The organism is Halobellus salinus (genome assembly GCF_014646875.1).
In the GTDB taxonomy this organism is placed as follows: domain Archaea; phylum Halobacteriota; class Halobacteria; order Halobacteriales; family Haloferacaceae; genus Haloquadratum; species Haloquadratum salinum.
Map to the genome: position 1 here is coordinate 264,304 of NZ_BMOC01000002.1, position 23,450 is coordinate 287,753.

The 23,450-nt window shown below is 67.5% G+C and carries 23 protein-coding genes; 17 read left to right on the forward strand and 6 right to left on the reverse strand.

Annotated elements, in window-relative coordinates; genetic code table 11:
• Nucleotides 1-11 precede the first annotated feature (11 nt).
• The 6 genes from IEX72_RS03225 to IEX72_RS03250 all read left to right on the forward strand — a co-directional run bounded on the left by IEX72_RS03225 (nt 12) and on the right by IEX72_RS03250 (nt 5,494).
• On the forward strand, nt 12-743 hold the full coding sequence (locus tag IEX72_RS03225; protein ID WP_188785943.1) for a fumarylacetoacetate hydrolase family protein: 732 nt from the start codon (nt 12-14) through the stop codon (nt 741-743).
• 96 nt (nt 744-839) lie between these two features.
• The gene (locus tag IEX72_RS03230; protein ID WP_188785944.1) at nt 840-2,693 is read left to right on the forward strand and encodes a hypothetical protein; all 1,854 of its coding nucleotides are present in this window, start codon (nt 840-842) and stop codon (nt 2,691-2,693) included.
• A 210-nt stretch (nt 2,694-2,903) separates the two neighbouring features.
• A complete protein-coding gene (locus IEX72_RS15140) occupies nt 2,904-3,383 on the forward strand; it encodes a zinc ribbon domain-containing protein (protein ID WP_229663716.1) in 480 nt (159 codons plus the stop codon).
• 261 nt (nt 3,384-3,644) lie between these two features.
• Nucleotides 3,645-3,851: a dodecin gene (locus IEX72_RS03240; protein ID WP_188785945.1), complete on the forward strand. Its 207-nt coding sequence runs from the start codon at nt 3,645-3,647 to the stop codon at nt 3,849-3,851.
• A gap of 103 nt (nt 3,852-3,954) precedes the next feature.
• Nucleotides 3,955-4,377, forward strand: a complete 423-nt coding sequence (locus tag IEX72_RS03245) for a universal stress protein (protein WP_188785946.1) — start codon at nt 3,955-3,957, stop codon at nt 4,375-4,377.
• A gap of 625 nt (nt 4,378-5,002) precedes the next feature.
• Nucleotides 5,003-5,494 carry a DUF7332 family protein gene (locus IEX72_RS03250; RefSeq protein WP_188785947.1) on the forward strand — a complete coding sequence of 164 codons (492 nt, stop codon included), beginning with the start codon at nt 5,003-5,005 and terminating at the stop codon, nt 5,492-5,494.
• Nucleotides 5,495-5,574: 80 nt separating this feature from the next.
• Here IEX72_RS03250 and IEX72_RS03255 read toward each other — a convergent pair whose 3' ends face one another.
• From IEX72_RS03255 to IEX72_RS03265, 3 genes are read right to left on the reverse strand one after another with little or no spacing between them, the layout of a single operon-like run.
• Nucleotides 5,575-6,675 (reverse strand): ABC transporter permease, encoded by a 1,101-nt coding sequence (locus IEX72_RS03255; RefSeq protein ID WP_188785985.1) that lies wholly within the window; start codon nt 6,673-6,675, stop codon nt 5,575-5,577.
• Nucleotides 6,676-6,716: 41 nt separating this feature from the next.
• Complete coding sequence (locus tag IEX72_RS03260) at nt 6,717-7,379, reverse strand: ABC transporter ATP-binding protein (RefSeq protein WP_188785948.1); 663 nt, start codon at nt 7,377-7,379, stop codon at nt 6,717-6,719.
• Nucleotides 7,376-8,578 (reverse strand): COG1361 family protein, encoded by a 1,203-nt coding sequence (locus IEX72_RS03265; protein WP_188785949.1) that lies wholly within the window; start codon nt 8,576-8,578, stop codon nt 7,376-7,378. The genes IEX72_RS03260 and IEX72_RS03265 overlap by 4 nt, the downstream gene beginning before the upstream one ends.
• Nucleotides 8,579-8,721: 143 nt before the next feature.
• Here IEX72_RS03265 and msrB point away from each other — a divergent pair, with 143 nt between their 5' ends.
• The gene (msrB, locus tag IEX72_RS03270) at nt 8,722-9,135 is read left to right on the forward strand and encodes a peptide-methionine (R)-S-oxide reductase MsrB (RefSeq protein WP_188785950.1); all 414 of its coding nucleotides are present in this window, start codon (nt 8,722-8,724) and stop codon (nt 9,133-9,135) included.
• A gap of 24 nt (nt 9,136-9,159) precedes the next feature.
• On the opposite strand, the gene IEX72_RS03275 is transcribed toward msrB, so the two are convergent.
• Nucleotides 9,160-9,594 carry a universal stress protein gene (locus IEX72_RS03275; RefSeq protein WP_188785986.1) on the reverse strand — a complete coding sequence of 145 codons (435 nt, stop codon included), beginning with the start codon at nt 9,592-9,594 and terminating at the stop codon, nt 9,160-9,162.
• A gap of 95 nt (nt 9,595-9,689) precedes the next feature.
• Here IEX72_RS03275 and IEX72_RS03280 point away from each other — a divergent pair, with 95 nt between their 5' ends.
• Entirely contained in the window at nt 9,690-11,300 is a 1,611-nt protein-coding gene (locus IEX72_RS03280) for a spermidine synthase (protein WP_188785951.1), read from the forward strand.
• Nucleotides 11,301-11,327: 27 nt separating this feature from the next.
• On the opposite strand, the gene IEX72_RS03285 is transcribed toward IEX72_RS03280, so the two are convergent.
• Nucleotides 11,328-12,044: a hypothetical protein gene (locus tag IEX72_RS03285; RefSeq protein ID WP_188785987.1), complete on the reverse strand. Its 717-nt coding sequence runs from the start codon at nt 12,042-12,044 to the stop codon at nt 11,328-11,330.
• Nucleotides 12,045-12,280: 236 nt separating this feature from the next.
• Between IEX72_RS03285 and IEX72_RS03290 the strand changes: the two genes are divergently transcribed.
• The 3 genes from IEX72_RS03290 (at nt 12,281) to IEX72_RS03300 (ending at nt 14,701) form a co-directional block, all read left to right on the forward strand.
• Nucleotides 12,281-12,562, forward strand: a complete 282-nt coding sequence (locus IEX72_RS03290) for a hypothetical protein (RefSeq protein WP_188785952.1) — start codon at nt 12,281-12,283, stop codon at nt 12,560-12,562.
• Between the two features lie 138 nt (nt 12,563-12,700).
• On the forward strand, nt 12,701-14,416 hold the full coding sequence (locus tag IEX72_RS03295) for a glutamate--tRNA ligase (RefSeq protein WP_188785953.1): 1,716 nt from the start codon (nt 12,701-12,703) through the stop codon (nt 14,414-14,416).
• Between the two features lie 108 nt (nt 14,417-14,524).
• Nucleotides 14,525-14,701: a hypothetical protein gene (locus IEX72_RS03300; protein WP_188785954.1), complete on the forward strand. Its 177-nt coding sequence runs from the start codon at nt 14,525-14,527 to the stop codon at nt 14,699-14,701.
• A 67-nt stretch (nt 14,702-14,768) separates the two neighbouring features.
• Here the strand turns inward: IEX72_RS03300 and IEX72_RS03305 are convergent, their stop codons facing one another.
• Nucleotides 14,769-15,323, reverse strand: coding sequence for a diadenylate cyclase (locus IEX72_RS03305; RefSeq protein WP_188785955.1), 555 nt, complete (start codon nt 15,321-15,323; stop codon nt 14,769-14,771).
• Nucleotides 15,324-15,431: 108 nt separating this feature from the next.
• On the opposite strand from IEX72_RS03305, the gene IEX72_RS03310 reads away from it, so the two are divergent.
• From IEX72_RS03310 to hisD, 6 genes are all read left to right on the forward strand, one after another.
• Complete coding sequence (locus IEX72_RS03310) at nt 15,432-17,423, forward strand: ABC transporter permease (RefSeq protein WP_188785956.1); 1,992 nt, start codon at nt 15,432-15,434, stop codon at nt 17,421-17,423.
• Entirely contained in the window at nt 17,416-18,213 is a 798-nt protein-coding gene (locus tag IEX72_RS03315) for an ABC transporter ATP-binding protein (protein WP_188785957.1), read from the forward strand. Before IEX72_RS03310 ends, IEX72_RS03315 begins: the two co-directional genes overlap by 8 nt.
• Nucleotides 18,210-18,986, forward strand: a complete 777-nt coding sequence (locus IEX72_RS03320; RefSeq protein ID WP_229663719.1) for an ABC transporter ATP-binding protein — start codon at nt 18,210-18,212, stop codon at nt 18,984-18,986. Before IEX72_RS03315 ends, IEX72_RS03320 begins: the two co-directional genes overlap by 4 nt.
• Nucleotides 18,987-19,042: 56 nt before the next feature.
• Entirely contained in the window at nt 19,043-20,404 is a 1,362-nt protein-coding gene (locus IEX72_RS03325) for an ABC transporter substrate-binding protein (protein WP_188785958.1), read from the forward strand.
• A 36-nt stretch (nt 20,405-20,440) separates the two neighbouring features.
• Nucleotides 20,441-21,964 carry an FGGY-family carbohydrate kinase gene (locus tag IEX72_RS03330; RefSeq protein WP_188785959.1) on the forward strand — a complete coding sequence of 508 codons (1,524 nt, stop codon included), beginning with the start codon at nt 20,441-20,443 and terminating at the stop codon, nt 21,962-21,964.
• A gap of 81 nt (nt 21,965-22,045) precedes the next feature.
• Nucleotides 22,046-23,449, forward strand: a complete 1,404-nt coding sequence (gene hisD, locus IEX72_RS03335; protein ID WP_188785960.1) for a histidinol dehydrogenase — start codon at nt 22,046-22,048, stop codon at nt 23,447-23,449.
• Nucleotide 23,450: the final 1 nt, after the last annotated feature.

A 23,450-nucleotide genomic window follows, 5' to 3' on the forward strand; every position in this document is an offset into this window, starting at 1 on the left:
AACACCCCGGTATGTCCGGAGTCAGATTCAGGGATCCGGCGGGATCGGTCCGCGAAGGGACGTGGCACGGCGACGCGGTCGCCTTCGGTGGCGAGACCTACGACCTCGACGCGGTTGAGGTGTTGCCGCCGTGCGAGCCCGAGAAGATCGTCTGTGTGGGGCTCAACTACGCCGACCACGCCGCCGAGCGCGGGAAGGACGTCCCCGACCGGCCGCTGCTGTTCCTGAAACCGCCGAACACCCTCTCGGGCCACGGCGACACCGTCACACTGCCCGCGGGGAAAGACCGGATCGACCACGAGGCGGAGATCGCGGTCGTGATGGGTCGATCCGCGCGCAACGTTGACGCCGCCGACGCGATGGACTACGTCGCGGGGTTCACCCCGTTGAACGACCTCTCGAACCGCGACGACCAGCGCGAGGAGACCAACTGGGTCCGCGGGAAGGCGTTCGACAACGCCGCGCCCGTCGGGCCGGCGGTCGCCCCGCCCGCGGACGTGCCGAGCGACGCCGACATCGAACTCCGGGTCAACGGGGAGGTCCGGCAGTCGTCGAGCCGTGACCAGTTCATTTTCTCCGTCCCGGAACTGATCGAGGAGATCACAACGTACCTCACCCTGGAGCCGGGCGACGTGGTCTCGACGGGGACCCCGAGCGGAGTCGCCCCGCTCGCCGACGGGGATTCCGTTGAAGTCGATCTCGAGGGCGTCGGAACCCTCGAACACGACGTGCGAATTCCGTGACGACGGGCGCGGAGCGCGCCGGGCCCGGTGCTACGGGTCGATACTCGGTCCGCGGAACCCTTCGGTTTCTTACCACGAGGGGTCGATACTCCACGTATGGACCCGGAAGGCAGCGGGGAGCCACCGGACACGGACTTCGTGATCCAAAACCGAACGGGAACGGTACAGCACGCGACTGTTCAGTGCCAAACGAGCAGGGCGACGGTCTTCTCGAAGATGGTCGAACTCGCCTCCGGCGAGACACTCACGTTCGACGACCTCCCAGCCGAACTCATCCAGTTCCAAGTGAGCGTCGCCGACGGCCCGAAAGGGAGCAACATGTACGACATGACGAGCGTCTCTGGAACGGTCGTCGCCGGTATCTCCGGAGCGGACGTGGTGTTCGAGACGACGACCGAGCCGATCGGGAGCGCGTCCGAACTCGCGGACATTTTTGAGGATGGTGGCGCCGAGTCGGCGGAGGCGTCATCCCAGGCAACCGACACCCCGGAGGGTTCCGGAGACAACACACCCGGAGAGAGCGCACCCGAAGACAACACACCCGGAGAGAGCGCACCCGAAGACAACACACCCGGAGAGAGCGCACCCGAAGACAACACACCCGGAGAGAGCGCACCCAAAAATAACACACCCAGGGACACGGATCGGAACCCGTCCGGCGCGGACACGTCCGGAGGGAGTACGCCCGACACCGGGGAACCAACTCGGGGAGAGGGTGGCGGTCCGGCTCGGGGTGGATCCGGGACCGCCAGCTCCGACCAGTCGGGTCAACAGACGCACGACACCGGCGTCGTCCCGTCGGCCGGTTCGGACGCTTCACCCCGAACGGATCCTCAGGAATCCGAGACGGAGACCCACGGCGAGGCCGCCCCGGACACACCAGACGGCGTAGCGCATCGGGCGGCAGACACGGGATCATCAACCGGAGGAACACGGGAGACGTCCGACCGAACTCCAGACGGGGCGTCGGCTTCCGGCCCCGACACGGACGCCTCCGGTGAGGGTGGTGCGGGGCACACCGCCGGCGCACCCTCGAAGTCATCGGCGGGAGACAACCCGGAACGGACGCCTGGCTCCGGTGAGATTCACTGCCGGAGCTGTGGGAGCATCATCCGTGGGAACGCCGAGATCTGTCCGGAGTGCGGCGTCCAGAACGCCGCTCAGGCGGCCCAGCAGGCCGGTCAGACCGACGACGCGGGGAGGGCGAGCCCCGGCTCCGGAACGGGATCATCCGCGCACTCGGCGGGTGACGACCCGGGTCGTGAGCCGGGCCCAGACGAGAGTCACTGCCGAAACTGTGGTGAGATCGTCAGGAACCGTGCCGAGATCTGCCCGGAGTGTGGGGTCAGGAATGCGGCACACGCCGGCCACCCAACCCAATCGCAGCCGACACAGAGCGCAAGAGGTGGTACAGGTGCACGACCCGCACAACAGCGGGCAAGAGGTGGTACAGGTGCACAACCCGCGCAGGCGGAACGGATGGCAGACACGCCCAACGGGGTGGACCAGCGACCCGGTAGCGAGCCGTCCGGGTCGTGGGTCAACGGCGTCAGACTCGGCGCGTTGCTCTGGCTGCTGGTACTTCTCGTCCTCGTGCCGACCATACTCCGGTACCAGGGCGCCACCGGGGGGTCCGGCGTCGGCCTGAGCCCGATGCTGCAGTCGCTCGGGCTAGCCGCGCTCATTCCCCCACTCCAGTTGCTCGCGTGGGTCGTGCTCCCGGTCTCGCTGTATTTCGACCTCAAGTACGTCGATTACCACGTCGACGAGTGGCCCCTCAGCGGGCGGCTCTACCTCGTCAGTGCCACGATCCTGCCGGTTCTGACCCAGGTTCTCGGCGCCGCCGCGCTGTTCGTCAACAGCGGGGGAATCCTACTCGCCGGCGTGATTCCAGTGGTCCTGCTCGCCCTCAGCGTCCGCCACCTCCGCACCCGGAGTCGGCTCGTCTGAGGGCACTGCGTCTGTGCTCCTCCGCGCGCCACGCGTTTCGCCTATCTGGCAGGCACGATAGTGTTTCCTCCCCGCCCTACTCGCTCACGACGTTCGTTCCCTGAGGACGGGGCATCCACCTCGGTATTCTGGTGATCTGGGCCGACCGTCATGGAGAACCACGCGTCCGATACCACAGTTTTAACTCATACTCGTCTGATACGAGAGATGATGTCGTCCGAGCCAGGTCCGGACGAGGTGTACTGTATCGAATGTGGCGAGATCATCAGGGAGAAAGCCGAGATCTGCCCCGAGTGTGGGGTCCGACAGCCGACCGCGCCCGGGGGCCACCACTCCGGCGGAGGTGGCGTCCAGCGGGGCCAGCAGTCGGGTGCGCCCGCAGCCACCCAGGGTGGGCAGCCGGCCGGATCCAGGCCCGCCCAAGGTGGGCAGCCGGCCGGGTCCAGGCCCGCCCAGGGTGGGCAGCCGGCACGGGGAGGTCGGGGTCGACCGGCCGGTGATCCGAACGCCTCGGAAGCATTCAAACTGATGCTCGCGTATTATCAGGAGTATCCGATTCGGGGGCTCATCCACGCTCTCGTGGCACTCTTTACCGCAGGAGGGTGGGCGCTCTGGTTCGTCTTCTTCTGGTTCGGAACGTTCGTCGGATGGAAAGACGTCGAGGGGATGCGAGATATTCGTTACTCATAGGAGCGGACATCCCACCCCCAACGAGTACCGCACCCCGCGCCAGCGGACAGAGACCGCAGTGGGGTCGGGATACGCCACTGTCACACTGCTGTCGAAGCAACACCACACGGAGGGAACAGGGCTTCCGATGTCCCCTCCGGGGTGCTTCCTTCGATTCCATCCTTACAGCCAGCGGCCCCTCCCGAAGCTATAACAAAATGGGCGTGCAGGTCACACACACCTGGCGCCGTTCCGTGCGTCGGGCGTAATAGCACGACACCCATGGTATTCAAGAAAGTCACACTCATCGGCCGGAGCGAGGAGAGTTTCGACGACGCGACCGACGACGCGATCGACCGCGCCGAAGAGACCCTCGACAACGTGCACTGGATCGAGGTGGACGAACTCGGCGTTGAGGTGGCGTCGGTCGAGAGCCGGGAGTATCAGGCGGAGGTCACGGTGGCTTTCGAGCTTCACAGCGGCGAATAGCCGGGGCGAGCCCCGGCCACCCCCACTGCTGGGCGTCTCAGACATATACAACGTCTGATACGAGCAGAAACGTTCAGGAGCCGTGAGCGCCTATCCGCGCACAATGGTCCGTGTGGTGGTTCCCGTTCGGTATCCGCTCACAAAACACTCAAAAGCGACGCTTTCGGAGGCGATTCGGATTGCCGACGAGCGGGAGGCCGAGCTCACCATCCTCCACATTGACCTCTATCAGGAAACCAGCGGTGTCACACGCGCGAACCTCCGACGATCGGTAAGATCAGCGTTCGGGTCGCTGGACCGGGTTCGGTATGTGGTCCGGCGGGGGTTTCTGGTCGAAGAGACCATCCTGGAGGAAGTCGCGGCCGATAAGGCCGATATCGTGGTCCTCGGGTCGAAGCAGGCGAGCCGGTGGCGGGAGATGCTCCGCCGGGTCCTCAACGACCCCGACATCGAGTCGTACCTCCGAGAGAAACTCGACTGCACCGTGATCACCGTCCGCGCCGACGGCACACAGGTGCCGGCGTAGGCCACAGCCGCCGTGGTGTGGGTCCCCTCTCGTTACGGAGAATCGAGGAGAAAGACCCGTGCTTTAGCGCGGGGAGGATGTCAACGACTGCAATACTGCGTAGCGGAGCGTCGCCGGGGCTGCCGACGGCCTCGCCGTCGGACGCAAGCGACCGGGACCCACCGACGGCGACGTACGGACCAGTGCGGAGGTCGCCGACGGCGACTGTGACGGCGTGATCTTCCCCCGTGACCCACTGATGGCTCAGTCGCACGACCTCGACACGTCCGCGCTCCGCCGGCCGTGTGACACGTAGCGAGCGGAAGCCCATCCGTTCACAGTGGTTGCTGAAGTAGCGGTTGTAACACATTCGTGAGCTTCTCTCAAGGGTCCTACGTCTCGTGCACCGGGTGCACGCCAATCTAAGTCCCGATCCCGCCTGGCTGTCCAGACGTACGACGCCAAATCAGCAACCACTGTAAGGTCGTGGGAGGATGTCGAGTCCGCGACGTGCCGGTGGCGACGAGCCTCGCGAGCGCCGACGCGACCCGCAACGAACTCGTCCGCGCGCTCGGTTCCGAAGAGCGATCTCAGAACTGAGACTCGGGGCGAGAAACTTATTGAAGGGTCACACAGAACTGCCGGTATGCGCCGTGACATCAGCTCGGGGACCCGCCTCACACGCACTGCGGTTGTTCTGCTCACGTGTGCGATGGTTGTCGCTGCCGTTGCCCCTCTGGCGGCTCCGGTCCGGGCGCAGTCCGACGCCGGGACCGCCGACGCGGCCGCGGACGATCAGCGGTGTTTCCCCGACAGCGGCCGGGACCTGACCATCGGCGACGGCAACCCGCACCTCAATGTGACGGTTCACACCTCGCTTTTCACCAGCCCGTCGCCGCCGAGCGCGCTGGGGATCGCGGCGCGTGGGGTCGCCGTTGACGCCGACATCGTTGAGTTACGGACTGGCGTGCTACTTGAGCGCGCGCCGGAGCGTGTGTCCGCGGACGCGGTCTGGGACTCGTTCGTGATCCTGTTCGACTACCGGCTTTCGCTGCCGATGTTCGCCGACTCGATTGACGACTCAACGTACGAACCCGCGGGCGGGCCGGTGTCGGGCGTAGAGACACGAGGGTGTTGAGGCCGGTGAGGTCGTCGCGGCCCCTGAAGTCGTCGGCACCGGTGTCCGTCGATCGGGTCCCGCGACCTCGCTGACCCGGTTCAGCCTCTGAGCGCCTCCACCGGGAGGTCGTTGGCGGCTTTCCACGCGGGATAGAGCCCGCTCAAGACGCTCGCCGTCACGGCGAACCCGAAGCCGTACCCCAGGTATCGGAGGCTGGCCCACCCGAACACCAGGGTGTAGTCGTCCGCGAGCAAGTCGAAGATTATGAGTCCGGTGCCGAACGAGGCAGCGGCGCCGACCACACCGCCGATCACGCCGAGGAACGCCGCTTCCGCCAGGATCATCCGGAGCACCTCGCCCCGCCGGATCCCCACCGCGCGGAGGACCCCGATCTCCCCGCGGCGCTCGATCGTACTCATAAGCATCACGTTAAGAATGGCGACGCTCGCAACGACAAGAGAGATTGCACCGATCCCGAGCAGCGCGAGATTGAGCGTGTCGAAAAAGGAGTTCACGTTCTCTTGGATGCTCGCAAAGTTCGTGATCGACAGTTTCTCTTCGTCGCCCTCGTTGAACCGTGATTCGAGCGTTGACACGGTCTCCTGTGCTTCGTCACCGTTCGCGGCGACGATCGTCACCGAGTCGTAGCCCTCCTGTTCGTCGAGCGCCGCGATCGGGATGACGAGTTCGCTCCCGCTGCCGAACCCGTCGCCGGATTCGACGAGCCCCCGAACGCGGTAGAGCCGCCCGTCGTACGTCACCGGGTCGCCGAGTTCGACCCCCAACCGCTGCGCCGTCTCGTTTGTGAGCAGTGCGCCCGATTGGAGCCGCTCCGGGGAGTCTCCGGTAGAGACGGTGTACAGCGCGTCTGCGTTCGTGACTCCGGTCACGCTCACAAACGCCTCCTCGCCGTCCCGCGAGGACAGCGTCGTGCTGTTCGTCCGCTTTGGGACGACCGGCGCGTCGGCGACGACGCTCCGGATGGCGTCGACCTGTTCGTCGGTCACACCGTCCGTGTCGCTGTCCACTCCTGATCTGACCGTCACCTCGTTGGCGAGGCCGCCGAGGTTGGTGGTCGCCTGTTGTTGGATCGCAACGCCGGCGATCCCGAGCGACGCGATGGCGACAACGCCGATCACGATCCCGAGGGTCGCGAGTGCGGTCCGGACCCGGTTCCGGCCGAGGTTGCGCCACGCCATCACGACGCTCGGGAACCGCCACACCAGGTCGGCGAGGCGGCTCACTGGAGCACCCCGTCCACGAGCCGTACCTCCCGGTCAGCGTACTCAACAAGCTGTTCATCGTGGGTTACCGCCACGATCGCGACGTTCTCGTCCCGCTTGAGCCGGGTGAGCTCGTCAAGTATGGTCCGTCCGGTGTCCCGATCCAGGTTCCCGGTCGGTTCGTCGGCTAAGAGGATGTCGGGCTCGTTGATCAGCGCCCGCGCGATCGCGACGCGCTGTTTCTGCCCGCCGGACAGCTCATCCGGGGTGTGGTCGAGGCGGTCGCCGAGACCGACCCGACGGAGTAGGTCGGCCGCGCGGTCCGAGCGGTCCCGGGCGGTGTCCCACATCGACGGGAGTTCGACGTTCTCAGCGGCGGTAAGCATCGGCAGCAGGTGAAACGCCTGGAACACGAACCCGATTTCCGACCGGCGCTCCTCGGTGAGTTGGTCCTCCGAGAAGTCGGTCACGTCGCGGCCGTCCAGCCGGACCACGCCCTCGGAGGGCGTATCCAGCAGGCCGACCAGGTTGAGCATCGTGCTCTTGCCGGAGCCGGAGGGGCCGATCACCGTGACCATCTCGCCGCGCTCGGCGCCGAAGTCGACGCCCGCGAGCGCTTCGATCACCTCACCGCCGGTGTGGTACCGCTTGACCGCGTTCTCGAGTGCGATAACCGTCATCGGCTGCGCCATCGGTAGAGCGCGACGCCGCCCACGATGCTAGCCACGACAACGGCGCCGCCGACGAGTTGGAGCGGGAGCCCGCCGGAGCCGTCCGACCCCGGACCACCCGGGCCGTCGCCCGACGCGGCGCCGCCGGGCGCCGCACCGACGTTCGACGACACCGGCCCGCCGGCGGTCAGATCGACCCGCTGGGTGGTGGTCACGCGCTCGTTGTCCACGATGTACGTGATCTCGACCGGGATTGACGACACGTTCGCGTCAGCCTGTGCGGTGAGCTCGAAGGTTGCGAACTCGCTGGCTTCGACGGCCCCGACGAAGTACTCGCCGGACGGCGGTGCGGGCCGCACGTCGTCCGCGTCGCCGATCCGGACCAGCACCGAGCCGGCGTCGGTGCTGCCGAGGTTGGCGGCGTCACCCTGGATCGTCACCCCGGTGCCGGCTTGGGAGGCCTCGATAGCGGTGAGCCGGACCTCACCGGGGACCCGCGTTTCCTCGTCGATATCGACGGTGAGCGACGTGTTGTGGGTGTCGCCTGCAGCGGTGTACATCGCGGTGAACTCCACGGCGTCCGCGTCGACATCGCCGGTGTCGAACGCGGTGGTTCCGCTGGACTCTGGCGGCACCTCGTATACGAAGTTCCGGTCAAGGAGTTCGCCGTTGGCTGTGGCGGTGATCTCGACGTTCGAGAGGTTAGTGTTGCCGAAGTTCGTGAGCGAAACCTCAGTCGTGCCGGACGTGTTCCGTGATGTCGTCGCCGACAGGTCCGCCTTCACCGTCGGTTCGGACACGTCGATGTAGACCGGGTAGGTGTAGGAGTGGTACGCCCCGTCTTCGTCGCGGACACCGAGGTTGACGTCAAGCCGTTTTTTTCCGGCGGTCTCGAACGTCGTTGAGACCGGCACCGAGAGGGTGCCACCGGGGGCGATCGACCCGACGTCTTCCCCGCGGGCGAACTCTTCGGTGGTTCCCGGCGTTCGGACGTAGAGGTCGGTCACCTCAACAGTCGTGTCGCTGTTCTCCAGGTTCGATATCGTCGCCTCGATCGTGACCTGCTCGCCGGTGTTGGGGTCGTCGGGTGCCACCGTCACCGATGATAACTGCACGGCCGGGTTCGCGGCTGTCACCGCGACGGCGCCCGTGCCGCCGATCAGTACGAGGAGGGCTACGAACAGTCGTGGGAGGGGGGACCAACGCATCGGCGGCGGGTAGTGGCTTCTGGTAATAATCACTACCGGTTTCGAGTCAACGACGCGGATGAGCCGCCGGGAGCGGACAGCGACCGCCGGGAGCACGGGTCGGTCGGGAAGGGGTTCTTGTCGCTCCGGTTCCAACTGCGGGTATGGCGACTGAACCGCCGGAGTCCGACGAGATTCCCGACTCGGAAGCGGAGTGGCGCGACCGACTCACCGACGAGGAGTACGAGATTCTCCGGAACCGGGGGACCGAACCGAAATTCAGCGGCGACTACCTCGACGTGAAAGACGATGGCACCTTCCGGTGTGCAGGGTGTGGGACCGAACTGTTCGACAGCGACACCAAATTCGACTCCAACTCGGGGTGGCCGTCCTTCTTCGACGCCAACGGTGACGCCGTCGAGACCGAGACCGACACCCGACACGGAATGCGGCGCGTTGAGGTGCTGTGTAGCGCCTGCGGCGGTCACTTGGGGCACGTCTTCGACGACGGGCCCGACCCCACGGGGAAGCGCTACTGCATCAACTCCGTGGCGCTGGAGTTCGACCCCGAGGAGTGACAGGCCACGCGCCGCCGCTCGCGGTCACTCCTCTGTGACGAGGTTGACGGTCAGCACCGGCACCGGCGCGCGGGCGACAACTTCTTGCGAGACGCTCCCCACCATACTGTTTGCGTAATCGCCGCGGCGGGTCCCCATCGCGACGAGGTCGGCGTCGGCCGAACCGACACAGGAAACAATCTCATCGGCGGGGTCGCCCTGTCTGATCCCGGTCGTGACGTCGATCCCCGCCTCCCGAAGCCGGGTGGCCGCGCGGTCGGTCGCGGCTTCGCCTTCCCCGGTCAGTTCGGAGAGCACCTCGTCTTTCATCTCGTCGTCAAGCGTGAGGAACGCTCGGTCGTCGATGACGTACAGAACGTGAACCGCGGCGTCGCGCCGGTCGGCGATATCGGCCGCGGTCCGCACGACCGCGTCCATGGAGTCGGCGCCGTCCGTCGGCAGCAGGATGCGCTCAAACATCTCTGTGCTTCGTTCTGACTCCGGCATCCTATATCCTCCTTTTCTGTCGCGCCGCGAGCGGGGCGTTCAAGTCGCTCCCGACCGACCGTCCGACAATGGCTCTGCGGTTCGGCCCTGACAGGCTACCGACACGGCCGGAAATCGCGGTGTTCGTCTCCGGGGTAACGAGTATGGGACTCGAGATCCTCGCCGGCCGGATCCTCGCGCCGGAGTTCGGCAGCAGTATCTACACCTGGGGCGGGATCATCGGCGTCTCTCTGGCCGCGCTCAGCCTGGGCTATCACCGCGGCGGGAAGCGCGCCGCCGAGAACGCCTCCCACTCCCGGCTGATCGCCGTCTTCCTCGCGACCGGGCTCTGCGTCGCCGGGATCGTGCTGTTCGGCGACCTGATCGTCCAATCGACTGGAGTACTACCGCTCCCGAGCCGGTTCGTCTCCCTCCCCGCGATCACGATCCTGTTCGGCCCGCCGACCTACCTCCTGGGGTACGTGAGCCCCTACGCCGCGGAGCTCGCCGGCGGCGACGTGGGTGCGACCGCTGGCCACGTGTACGCGTTGGGGACGGTCGGTTCGATCGTGGGGGCGTTCGCCACGACCTACGTGCTCGTTCCTGCGCTGTCGATCCCCCAGATCGGGCTGGTGATCGGGCTCTCGGCGGTCGTCGCCGCCGTCGCGGTCGCCGCACCCGAGTTCGGGGACGGGACAGGGCTCCGTGTCGGCGGGGTCGCGGCCGCGTTGGTTCTCGCGGCGGTGGTCGGCGGGGTCGGCCCGAGCCTCGCCGGCGACACCGTCTACGGAACGCAGACGGCGTACCAAGAGCTCAGGGTCGTCGACCGCGGCGACACCCGGACGCTGTACCTCGACGGCCAACCACACAGCGCGATGGACCTCGACGACCCCAACCGGCACGTCTTCGACTACACCCGCTACTTCCACGCGTCGCTGCTTTTTATCGACGACACCGACGTCGATCGGGTGCTGTTCATCGGCGGCGGTGGGTTCACCGGGCCGCGGATCTTCCACGAGATGTACCCGAATGCCACCGTCGATGTCGTGGAGTTGGATCCGGCGGTGATCGACGCCGCCGATCGCTACTTCGGGATCCCCGACTCCCCACGGATGAACGTCCACCGAGGCGACGGCCGGCGGTTCCTCGAGGAGACGAACCGCACCTACGACGTGATCGTGCTCGACGCCTACCGGAAGGACAGCGTGCCGTTTCAGTTGACGACGGTGGCGTTCATGCAGCGGGCGTCAGACCGCCTCGACGACGACGGCGTGTTGCTCGCGAACCTCATCTCGGCGCCCTCAGGTCCGGCTTCGAAGTTCTACCGGGCGGAGTACAAGACGATGCGACAGGTCTTCCCGCGGGTCTACAGCTTCCCGACCGCCGGAGGGCCGGTGGTCCAAAACGTCGAAGTCGTCGCGACCAAACGGGATGGACTGGTGACTGAATCCGAGCTCCGAGCCCGGAACGAGCGACGCGACATCGGCATCGATCTCTCGGCGGAGCTCGACTCCTACCGTCGGGACGAGCCGACCGACGACGTGCCGGTCCTGCGCGACGACCGCGCGCCGGTCGACAGCCTGCTCGACGGGATGACCGGCCAGCGGTACGTCCAGGTGCGCGCGAACGAGTCGACAGACGCCGCGGAACCGGCCAGCCTCAACGGGAGCGCGGAACGGGTCACCGTCGTGGCGGCGTAGCCCCCGGATGGCGGGTTCGACCCGGGCTCAGAACCCACCGTAGCGGATGTAAACCATAATCGCGACGATGCTGAGTTGGAGGACGCCCTGCACGCCGCTCAGTTTCGCGTTCCGCATCCCAATCGACCCGATGAGGTCGGTGTCAGGCTGTTCGGACGTCATCTCCAGGTACATCCGGGCCTCGCCGGGCAGCAGGACGCCGAACCCGATGATCGTGAGCACGGTCACCACCGCCATCGCCGCCAGGATCGCGGGCCCGGGCATTGCGAACGTCCCGAGGTTTGCGACGAGCGAGGCGGCACCGCCCCCGACGATGAGTGCGAACAACGCGAGCCACCGCCAGTCGGTGAACGCGTCGAACTGGTAGCCCACCGCGAGCAGCGCGGGCCCCATCGCCAGTATGGAAAAGACGCCACCCCACGCGGCCAGCCCCGGAAGCAGCCCCAGGTTTGCCGCCAGCACCATCCCGCCGAAGATAGTAACAAAGGCGAGCGTGGGCATCAAAAAGGTCATCTTCGGGGTGAACCGCTGGAAGACTGCGGCGCGCTCCTCGACTGCGAGCCCCCCCAAGACCGGGCCGACCACCATCGCCATGAACAGGTCGATGCCGGTCCACAGCACCCCTGCCATCACGTGGACGTAAGTCAGTTGTTGGGTGGTGCCGAACAGCACCGCACCCACGAACAGCGCGACCGGAACCAGGACCGCGCCGGCACCGAAGACCGGATTCGCGCGGTTCGCCATCCCCCTGATCGTGCCAGTGACCGAGACACTCATACGCCGTATGCCGATCGTTTGATCAATAAATATCCGTCGGACCGCCCATATATTACGTCGGGTCCGCTTCCGGGGGTCGTGTTTCGTTACGCGATTGCTGGCCAGAACCCCGCCCTCGGGCGAGAGTCCCGCGAGTCGGGCGGGACCGGAGCTCTCGCCGGAAGCCGGCGCGGAGCGCCGGCGATGGAACAAGCGGGACACCGATGGACACGAAGCGTCCATCGGGACCGGACAGGGCCGCGGTCTCAACGATGTTGATTTTGGCTATGAACCGTGGCAAACACCGACTCAACTGCCAGTTCTCCACGCACATCCTATGTTATCGTATTGTTTGGAAAGAATTTGTCGATTACCGTATTGTTTGGAAAGAATTTGTCGATTACCGTATTGTTTGGAAAGAATTTGTCGGTTATCGTATTGTTTGGAAAGAATTTGTCGGTTATCGTATTGTTTGGAAAGAATTTGTCGATTCATCTCACGATTGAAGTTGTGGGTTTTCTCCTTTTTTATAACGCTTCCGTAATCGGGGTCACACACGTCGTACCGGCGCGAACAGACACCGGCCGTCGGCCGCCCCGGCGGATCCGGACGGCTTTTGCACCGGGAGCACCCACCGGAGACCGATGGACGAGGACCTCCGCGAGCGCGTCGAGCGGGCGGCCGAGAAACACGCCTTACTCAACGCGGTCAAGTACGACAGCGACGCCGACGTCGGCGCGATTATGGGCCCGCTGATGGGCGAGAACCCCGATTTCCGCCCCCACGGTGACGAGATCCCGGGCGTCGTCGGCGGGGTGGTGGCGCGCGTCAACGACCTCCCGCCCGCCGAGAAACGGGAGCGCCTCGAAGAACTCGCCCCCGACGAGCTGGCGGAGATCGAAGCCGAAGGTGAGAAAACGGACCACGACCTTCCCGACCTCCCGAACGTCGACGCGTACGACAGCGTGCGGATGCGCGCCGCCCCCAACCCCAACGGCCCGTGGCACATCGGCCACGCCCGGATGCCCGCCGTGATCGGGACGTACAAGCAGCGGTACGACGGCTCCTTCGTCGTCCGGTTCGACGACACCGACCCCGAGACGAAGCGCCCGGACCTCGCTGCCTACGACGCGATCCTCGACGACATCGAGTATCTGGGGTTCGAGCCCGACGAGGTGCTCCTCGCGTCGGACCGCCTCGAAACCTACTACGATCACGCCCGCGACCTGATCGACGCCGGCGGCGCGTACACCTGCTCGTGTGGGGCCGAGGACTTCTCCGACATGAAAAACGCCGCCGAGGCGTGTCCCCACCGCGACAAAGACCGCGAGACCGTCCGCGAGGAGTTCACGGCGATGGTTGACGGCGCGTACGACGCCGGGGAGATGGTGCTCCGGGTCCGGACCGACATCAACCACAAAAACCCCGCACTCCGCGACTGGGTGGCGTTCCGGATGATCGACACGCCGCACCCGAGGCCCGAGGCCGACGCGTACCGGTGCTGGCCGATGCTCGACTTCCAGTCGGGGGTCGACGACCACCTCACGGGCGTCACGCACATCATTCGCGGGATCGACCTCCAGGATTCGGCGAAGCGCCAGCGGTTCGTCTACGACTACTTCGGGTGGGAGTACCCCGAAGTCGTCCACTGGGGACACGTCCAGGTCGACGCCTACGACGTCCGGCTCTCCACGTCGGCGCTGAAAGCGAAGATCGACGCGGGCGGGCTTGACGGGTGGGACGATCCCCGAGCCCCGACGCTCGCCAGCCTCCGCCGGCGGGGCGTCCGCGGCGAGGCCGTCGTGGAAGCGCTTGCGGCGCTCGGCACCTCCACCTCGAACGTCGACCTCGCGATGAGTTCGGTCTACGCGGCGAACCGCGACCTCGTCGACGACGACGCCGACCGGTACTTTCTGGTGCGCGACGGCGAGCGGTTCGAGGTCGACGGCGGTCCGGACGCCGGCCACCCGCCGCTGCACCCCGACCACGAGGACCGCGGGGAGCGGACGATCCCCGTCGACGGGGGCGTCGTGCTTGAACCCGAGGACGTTCCTGACCAGGGCGACCGCGTCTGGCTCAAAGGGTGCGCCTGCGTCCGGCGCGACGGCGACCGACTCGCCGTGACCGACGACGACATCGAGGTGGTCCGGTCCGGCGACGCCGACGTGATCCACTGGGCGCCCGCCGAGGGGACCGTCCCCGTCCGGATGCGAACCCCCGACGGCGACGTGCACGGCGTGGCTGAACCCGACTTCGCCGCCACCGCCATCGGCGACGTGGTCCAGTTCGAGCGGATCGGGTTCGTCCGCGTGGACGACCACGCCGACGACGGGAGCGTCGTCTACTGGGCGCACCCGTAGCTGGCGCCCGGAACAGCGGGTGCTCATCTGCGCGTTTGAAACCCGCACAAACCGGGGTCAGCGCGTCCGGTTTGCCCCTGTCTCGGGTGGTCCAATCGCGGCGAACAGATGCGCCTCGCAGGCGAACGACACCGACGGGTGGTCGGACAGGCAGGCCCGCTCGGTACCCTCCCCCACCGGGTCCCGGAGTTCGTCTCGGAGCTCCACCGCCCGGTCGATGGGTTCGTTGACGGCACTATTGACACCCTCGGCTCCGCCGTGAGCGACGCGGCTGGGGTCGATTAGGCCGAGAGCGGCGACGACCCCGCGAACGAGTATCCAACCTCCCGGGGGCCGCTGAGCGACCGCCGGCCTAACTGGGCCGCCACCGGCCGCCAATCTCGTCACGGGGGTAGTCGCGGTACGTGCCGTCGAGGAACGTGGTGACACGTCCGTCCTCCTCGCTGAGTGTGACCGCCCAGATGACGTCTTCACGCAGCGAGGTCTCCAGCGCGCTCAGGTGTTTGGTCCCCATCCAGTCGGCGGGGCTGAGGTCATCGAGACCTGATACGTCGTTTCGTGGCGGGTTCCGGACACGGACCATCTGCTCTTGGATCGTCCCGTCGGCGGTGACGATGATCGCGCCGTCCCGCGTGGCCGCCACGTCCCGGGCGACGTCGGTGAACGTGTCCTGCGATTCGGTGACGATCTTACACCGGTTCACCGGCCACTTGTTCGCGCCAAGCGGGTCGGTGTAGCCGTCGAAGCTCATCTCGGCGACGATCAGAAAGTAGAGGCTTGGGCCGGCGACGTGCTGTTCGCCCCACCGGTCGAACCCCAGGCTCAGTGACTCGGCGGTGTACCTGATCTGATCCATGAGCGCTTGGCTCGTGGCGTACCGTTTCGTGACTCGGTCAAGGGCGTCCATCCTACCTGTCGAATGTGGCTATAGGTACATGAAGCTTGTTCGCCTCCCGCGCCGCGACCCGACACCTTTATCGAAGCACACTGGTTCGCACCGAACAACGTCGCTACGATGGTATCGGGTGTGCAGCTGCTCGACGTGCTCCTCAACGGCCTGACAATCGGGATGGTCTACGTGCTCGTCGCCGCCGGGCTCTCGCTCGTGTTCGGCGTTATGGGCGTGTTGAACCTCGCCCACGGGGAGCTGCTGGCGCTGGGGTCGTACTTCGCGTTCTCGCTTGTGACCGGGTTCGACACGGGCGGGTTCTGGGTCGCGCTGATCGCTGTCCCGCTCGTAGTCGGGGCCATTGGCGCGGTCACCGAATGCGGGCTTGTCAACAGGGTGTACGGCCGCGGCCAGTTGGCGCAGATCCTGCTCACCTTCGGGCTCTTGCTCGTGATCTACGACGTGAAGCGGTTCGTGTGGGGGACCGATCCCAAGTTCTACTCGCCCCCTGCGGTCGTCGACCAGGCGGTGACGCTCGTCGGGTACTCTTACTCGGGGTACAGCTACTTCATCATCGCCGCCGGTGGACTGATCGCGCTTGCGGTGTGGGCGGTGCTCACTCACACTCGGGTCGGACTTGTCATCCGGGCCGGGTCGGAGGATCGCGAGATGGTTCGGAACCTCGGTGTCGACATCGACCGCTACTACACACTGGTGTTCGGTGCGGGCGCGGCGCTGGCGGCGTTCGGTGGCGTCGTGCTCGGCGGCTACCAGAACGTCAGCCTCGGGATGGGCAACGCGGTCATCATCCCGGCGTTCGTGATCGTGGTCCTGGGCGGACTCGGGAGCTTCCGCGGCGCGGTCGTGGGTGGCCTCCTCGTTGGCATCGTCCAGAGCGCGGTCAGTACGTTCGCCCCCACGATCCAGGGGGTTGTGATCTTCCTCCTGATGATCGGCGTCCTCTTGCTGCGACCGGAAGGGCTGTTCGGCGGGACCGGCGAGGGGCTCGACGCCGGTCGGGCGGAGCCAAGCGAGTTCGTAAGCGGTCTCGGCGGCGGCGTGCTCACGGGTCACGGCCGGTCCCGGTTGGGGCTCGCGGTCGTCGCCGTGTTAGCGCTGGTGCCCGTATTCAGCGGAATCCTCTACTCCGGCTTCGTCGTGTCGCTACTCGTTACGGTGCTCATCTGGGCGCTGTTCGCGATGAGCCTCGACATCGTGCTCGGCTACACCGGGCTGATCTCGTTGGGGCACGCGCTGTTCTACGGGGTGGGCGCCTACGCGACGCTTTTGAGCCTCCTGTACGTCTCCCCATCGGCGTTTGTGGCGCTCGGGGTCGCACTCGTCGTGACCGCGACCGTGGCGTGGGTCGTCGGCCACCTCGCGATCCGCGTCTCCGGGGTGTACTTCGTGATGATCACGTTGGCGTTCGCGGAGATCGTGCGCCAGGTGGCCGTCAGACTGGACGTCACTGGGGGGAGCAGCGGCCTCTTCGGCGCGCCGGAACCCCTCTACGGGATCGGCGGGGTGGGGATCCGGTTCAGCGAGGTGCTCGTCGGCGTCGAGCCGTTCGTCTTCACCGGTGACGCGCTGTTCTACTACTTTCTCCTAGGTGTCGTCGTCGCGTCGTACCTCGGCGTGAGGCGGATGATGGCGGCGCCGTTCGGGACCGTTCTCCAGGCGATCAGGGAGAGCGAACTCCGGGCCCGGTTCGTCGGCTACGAGGTCCGGTCGGTCAAGCGGCAGGCGTTCGTCGTCAGCAGCACCCTCGCCGGGCTCTCCGGCGCGCTGTTCGCGCTGTACAACGGTTTCGTCGCCCCCGACCTCCTGAACTGGATCAACAGCGGCAACGCGATCATCATGGTCGTGCTCGGCGGATCGGGAACGCTCTACGGCCCGATGCTCGGGGCGGCCGCGTTCACGCTGATCGAACGACAGCTCTCCGCCGTGATCCCGTGGTGGCGGCTGCTGCTCGGCACGGTGTTCGTGGTCGTGGTGCTCGTCCTCCCGAAAGGGCTGGTCTCGCTGCCAGCACGGGTCCGGGACCTCCGCGCCGGCGCCGACGGGCCGCCCGCACCGACTGACGAGCCGAGGGATGCGGAGGTCGGACCGGATGACTGACGCGACTGACGCGACTGGCGCCGAAGCCGAAGAGACGGTCCTCCGGACGACGGGGCTCACGAAGCGGTTCGGGGCGTTCACGGCGGTCGACCGGGTGGATCTGGCGGTCGACCGCGGCGAGTTCCGGAGCGTCATCGGCCCGAACGGGGCGGGGAAGACGACGCTTTTCAACCTGATCAGCGGCGCGATGACTCCGACGGAGGGCACGATCACGCTCTCGGGCGCGGACGTCACCGACCGCTCGCCAGCCGAGCGCGTCGGGGCGAACCTCGCGCGGTCGTTCCAGCTGACCACGGTGTTCAACGGGCTCAGTGTCCGGGAGAACCTCCGACTGGCGGCGCAGGCACGCGATTTCGGGGGGATGTCCGCGGCTCGGCGGTTGTTCGCCGATCCCGACGGGTTCGAGGGGATCAACGGCCGAACCGATACCGTCCTCGACGACCTCGGGCTCCGGCCGGTCGCCGACGCGCAGGCCAGCGACCTCTCGTACGGCGACCGGCGGCGGCTGGAGGTCGGGCTCGTGCTCGCGACCGACCCCGAGGTGGTACTGCTCGACGAACCGACCGCGGGGATGAGCGGTGACGAGACCGACGCCACGATCGCCCTCTTCGAGGACGTGCTGGCGGAGCAGACGGTCGTGCTCGTTGAGCACAACGTCGATCTCGTGATGCGCGTCTCCGATCGGATTACGACGCTGAACGCGGGGCAGGTCGTTGCGACTGGGACGCCGGAGGAGATCGCGGCCGACGACCGCGTGCGAGACGCCTACCTCGGAGGGTACACCGCGTGACGGCCGACCATCCCGCCCCGCAGTCGTCCATTGACCGGCTGACCGATCCCCTGCTCCGCCTCGACGGCGTGACGGCCGGGTACGGCGCCACCACGGTCCTCCGGGACGTGAACGTCGACGTCGGCGACGGCGAGGTCGTCGGGATCGTCGGCCGGAACGGCGTGGGCAAGACCACGACACTCAGGACGGTGATGGGCGCGCTCACACCGCGGTCGGGCGCGGTGACCTACGACGGCGAGGACGTCGGCGACCTGGACCCCGAGGAGACCGTCAGTCGTGGAATTGCACTCGTGCCCGAGGAACGCCGGATCTTCGGCGGGCTCAGCGTCAGAGAGAACCTCGAACTCGCCGAACTCGGCGGGACCGACGGGAATCGCGGACGCGGGTGGACGATCCCGGAGGTGTTCGACACCTTCGAGAACCTCGCGGACAACGAGCGCGCCGCCGGCAGCACGCTTTCGGGCGGGGAACAGCAGATGCTCGCGGTCGGTCGAGCGCTCGTGAGCGACGCCCGGACCCTCCTCCTCGACGAACCCACCGAGGGGCTGGCACCCTACATCGTCGAACGGGTCGTCGAGACGATCGAGACGCTCCGAAATCGCGGGATGACCGTCCTCCTGGTCGAGCAGAACGTTCGGGTAGCGCTGGACGTGTGCGACTACGTGTATGTGATGGACAACGGCCGGATCGTCCACCGGAGTTCCGCGGACGCGCTCCGCGGCGACGACGTCCTCGACCGGTATCTGGGTGTCTCTCTTGCCGGGACCGAGTAACTCCGAGCGCCACCGAAGTCCACACTATTTTATACCGAACCCCGATAGCGAATCGTATGGACGGAACCGATGGGACGACGGGGGCCGAGGAGTCCGGCACACAGAGTGTCCGGCGGCGGGGGGCACTGCGGTATCTGGGCGGCGGCGCGCTCGCGGCGGCGCTGGGGACCGCCGGGTGTGTCCAGCAGGCCGACGGCGGGGGCAGCACGCCGACCGATATGACGACCGGCGGGGGCGACACCGAAACCGGGAGCGACTCCGGCGACGACACGGCGACCGGGACCGGCATCGAGGGTTCGGGCGCCGAGTCGGTCACGATGGGCGTCCTGGTGCCGGAGAGCGGGCCGTCGGCGCCGCTGGGCGGAGCCCAGCGCCAGGGCGCGGAACTCGGCGTCCAGTACGTCAACGGGAGCGACGAGTTCGACTTCACCATCGACCCGGTGTTCGAGGACACCCAGACCGACCCCTCGACCGGGCTCCAGCGGGCCCAAAGCGTCGTCGAAGACGACGGCGCCGACTACGTCGTCGGGGCGCTGGAAAGTTCCGTCGCGCTCGCGGTCGCCGACTACGTGAGCGACCGCGACGTGGTGTACACCTCCGGGGCGGCCACCATCGAACTGACCGGCGAGAGCTGCAACGAAAACACGTTCCGGACCGAGACCAACGCCGCACAGCAGATGGCGGGCCTCGTTGACTTCGTGGCGTCGGACCTCGGGTCGAACCTCTGGATCCATACCACAGACGACACCTACGGCAACTCCGCGGTCGCCCAGATCGAACGCCGGATCGACGCCCAGGGGGTCGACATCGAGGTGGTCGGGCAGACGATGCCCGACAAGGGCACCAGCAACTACGGGCCGCAGATATCGAACATCTCAAACTCCGAGGCGGACGTGCTCGCGCTCCCGGACACCGGCGCGGACCTGATCAACTTCATGAAGCAGGCGAGCAGCGCGGGGCTGACCGAGGAGGTCGATATCATCGGGACCGCGATCTTCGCGCAGGTGAGTCGCCAGGCGCTGGGGTCGGACGCGGTCGGAGCGTACTCGTCGACGCTGTACAACCACGCGCTGGAGACCGGCGACAACCGGGCGTTCGTCGACGCGTATCGGGACGAGTACGACGGCGTGCCGGGGAGTTTCGCCCGCGTCGGCTACGACATGGTCCGGATGACCGCTCGCGGGATCCAGGAAGCCGGGACCAACGATCCTGCGGAGGTCCGGAACGCGCTGGAGGGGCTTGAGGTGACCACCGCGCTGGGAACGACCTCGTTCCGTGCGTGCGACCACCAGGCGGTCAACCCCGTCTGGACGGGCCAGGTCGTCGAGGGCGAGGAGATCCCGGGCATCGAACTGCTGAACCAGGTCTCCGGCGACGACGCCATCCGGCCCTGCGAGGAGACCGGCTGTCGCCTCTGACCGACACGCCGAGCCGCAGCCACGACACCACTACTGATGACAACGACCGACGTTCTCCTGGCCGTCGACGCCGGCACGTCGACCATCAAGGCGGTCGCGTTCGGGATCGACGGCACCGAACTGGCGGTGGCGACGCGCAAGACCGAGACGCTTCGGCCGGAACCCGGTCACGTCGAACAGGATCCGGTGGCGGTGTGGGAACGGACAGCGGCGGCGCTCCGCGACGTGACCGGGTCGCTTCCCGACGGCGCCGACCCGGTCGGAGTGAGCGTCACCGGGCAGGGCGACGGGCTCTGGGCGATCACCGGCGACGGCGACCCCGCGGGGAACGCGATGCTGTGGTCCGACAGCCGCGCTGCGGGGATCCTCGACGAGTGGGCGGAGACCGGGGCGTTGGACGCGATTGTCGAGCAGTGCGGGTCGGCGCCGTACCCCGGAATGAGCCTCCCGATCCTGGCGTGGGTGGCCCGCGAGCAGCCCGCGCGGTTCGACCGGATCGACACGATCCTCTCGGCGAAAGACTGGTTGAAGCACGAGCTGACCGGCGAGCGGACGATCGACCACACCGAGGCGACCGTCCCCTACCTGGACACGGCCACCGAGCGCTACGACCCCGCGGTCTTCGAGGCGGTCGACCTCCCGGAGGCGGCGTCGAAACTCCCGCAGTTGGCCGCCCCGACGGCGGTGGTCGGGACCGTGACCGACGCGGCGGCCGACGCGACTGGAGTTGCATCGGGCGTCCCGGTCGTCTCCGGCGTCTTCGACGTCCCCGCGTCGGCGATCGGTAGTGGGGCCGTGACCGCCGGCGGGACCGCGATCACGCTCGGAACCTCGCTGACGCACCAGGTGCTCGTCGACGGTCCGAAGCCGGAGACCTCGGGGATCCAGATGAGTCTGGGGACAGAGGGGCGCTGGACGTACGCCATCGGGTCGAACGCGGGGACGCCGAGCCTGGAGTGGGTCGCGGAGACGATCGCCGACGGGGTTTCGGTCGCGGAGCTTGAAGCCGTCGCCGCGGCGGCACCGCCGGGGAGCAACGGCGTGGTGTTCCACCCGTATCTGAGTTCCTCCGGGGAGCGCGGGCCGTTCGTCGACCCGAACGCCCGCGGACAGTTCGTCGGACTCTCCCCCGAACACGGGACCGAACACCTAATTCGCGCGGTGTACGAGGGGCTCTCGCTCGCGGTTCGGGACTGCGTGGAACACCTGCCGGGGAACCCAACGGAGGTCGTTGCGAGCGGCGGGGGCACCCGATCGGAGCTGTGGTGCCAACTCGTCGCCGACTGCCTGGACCGCCCGGTCTCGGTCCCGACCGGGTCGGAACCGGGCGCGGCGGGCGCGGCGATCCTCTTGGCGGTCGCACTCGGCGAGTATCCCTCGCTGTCGGCGGCGGCTGATCGGATGGTCACGATCGATCGCCGGTACGACCCCCGCGAGGCGGTCGTCGACCAGTACGACGCGCTGTACGGGTTCTTTTCGTCGGCTCGCGAGCGGCTGCAACCGGTCTGGGCCGAGCGATCGGACGTCTACGAGCGGTCGATCAGTGGAGAGCGGGGCTGAGTTGCGGGCGGACGCGGCACGCGACCGCTATCGGTCCCCCGATCCGGAACGTCCTTACCCGACCGCGTCGAACCGCGCTGTATGACGCTTGAAGTGCGGGCGGTCGCGGACCTCTCGCCCGACGAACGGGCCGCGTTGTTCGATCGGGACGCCGGCGTGTCGGACGCCCGGGCAGACGCCCGTGAGATCGTCGAACGGGTTCGCGAGGAGGGCGATGTGGCCGTGAGAGAGTACTGCCGCGAACTGGACGGCGTCGAGGTCGGGAACCTCGACGTGACCGACGCCGCCGAGCGCGCCTCCGACGCGATCGACGCGGACGTCCGGACCGCGATCGAGACCGCCGCCGAGAACATCCGCGCGTTCCACCGGCAACAGCTCCCCGACGACTGGCGGGCGACGTTCGGCGGGGCCGGTGACGACGAGGACACGGACGACGCGACACCGGGTCGGCGGGAACTCGGTCGGCGGTTCCGACCGCTGGAGCGGGTCGGCGTCTACGCGCCCGGCGGAACCGCCGCGTACCCCTCGAGCGTGCTGATGGGCGTTGTCCCCGCGAAAGTCGCGGGCGTCGACCACGTCGCGCTGGCGACCCCGCCCGCCGAGGAGATGAACCAGGTCACGCTCGCGGCCGCCCACGTCGCCGGCGCCGACCGGATCTACAGCGTCGGGGGTGCACAGGCGATCGGCGCCCTGGCGTACGGCACCGAGACCGTCACGCCGGTCCAGAAGATCGTGGGCCCGGGGAACCGGTGGACCACCGCGGCGAAAGCCGAGGTCCGCGGCGACGTCGACATCGACTTTCTCGCCGGGCCCTCCGAGATCCTGGTGATCGCCGACGGGACCGCCGACCCCGAACTCGTCGCCGCGGACCTGCTCGCGCAGGCCGAACACGACCCCAACGCCTCCGTGGTCGCCGTCACCGACGATCCCGACCTCGCGGCCACCGTGGTTGACGCGGCCGAACGCCGACTCGACGACCGCGAGCGCGCCGAGACGATCCGGGCGGCGCTCGACGCCGACGCCTCCGGTGTCCTCTGCGCCCGGTCGATGTCCGAGGCCGTCCTGTTCGCCGAGGAGTACGCCGCCGAGCACCTCTCGATCCAGGCCGACAACGACGAGGCGCTGCTCGACCGGATCACGAACGCCGGGAGCGTGTTCCTCGGGCCGTACACCCCGGTTGCGGCGGGCGACTACGCCTCGGGGACGAACCACGTGTTGCCCACTTCCGGCGGTGCCAAGCGGTACGGCGGGCTGTCGGTCGACACGTTCCTGCGGTCGACAACCGTCCAGCGGCTTGACCGCGAGGGACTCGCGAGGCTGGCGGAGCCGATCACGACACTCGCCGAGGCCGAGGGACTGGAGGCACACGCCGACAGCGTCCGGGCGCGGTTCGACGACGGAAGCGAGGCTGACACGGTCGGTGCCGACGAAGGAGACGCGGGATCGGCCGGTGCCGACGCTCCCGCCGACGAGGACGCCGGGTAGG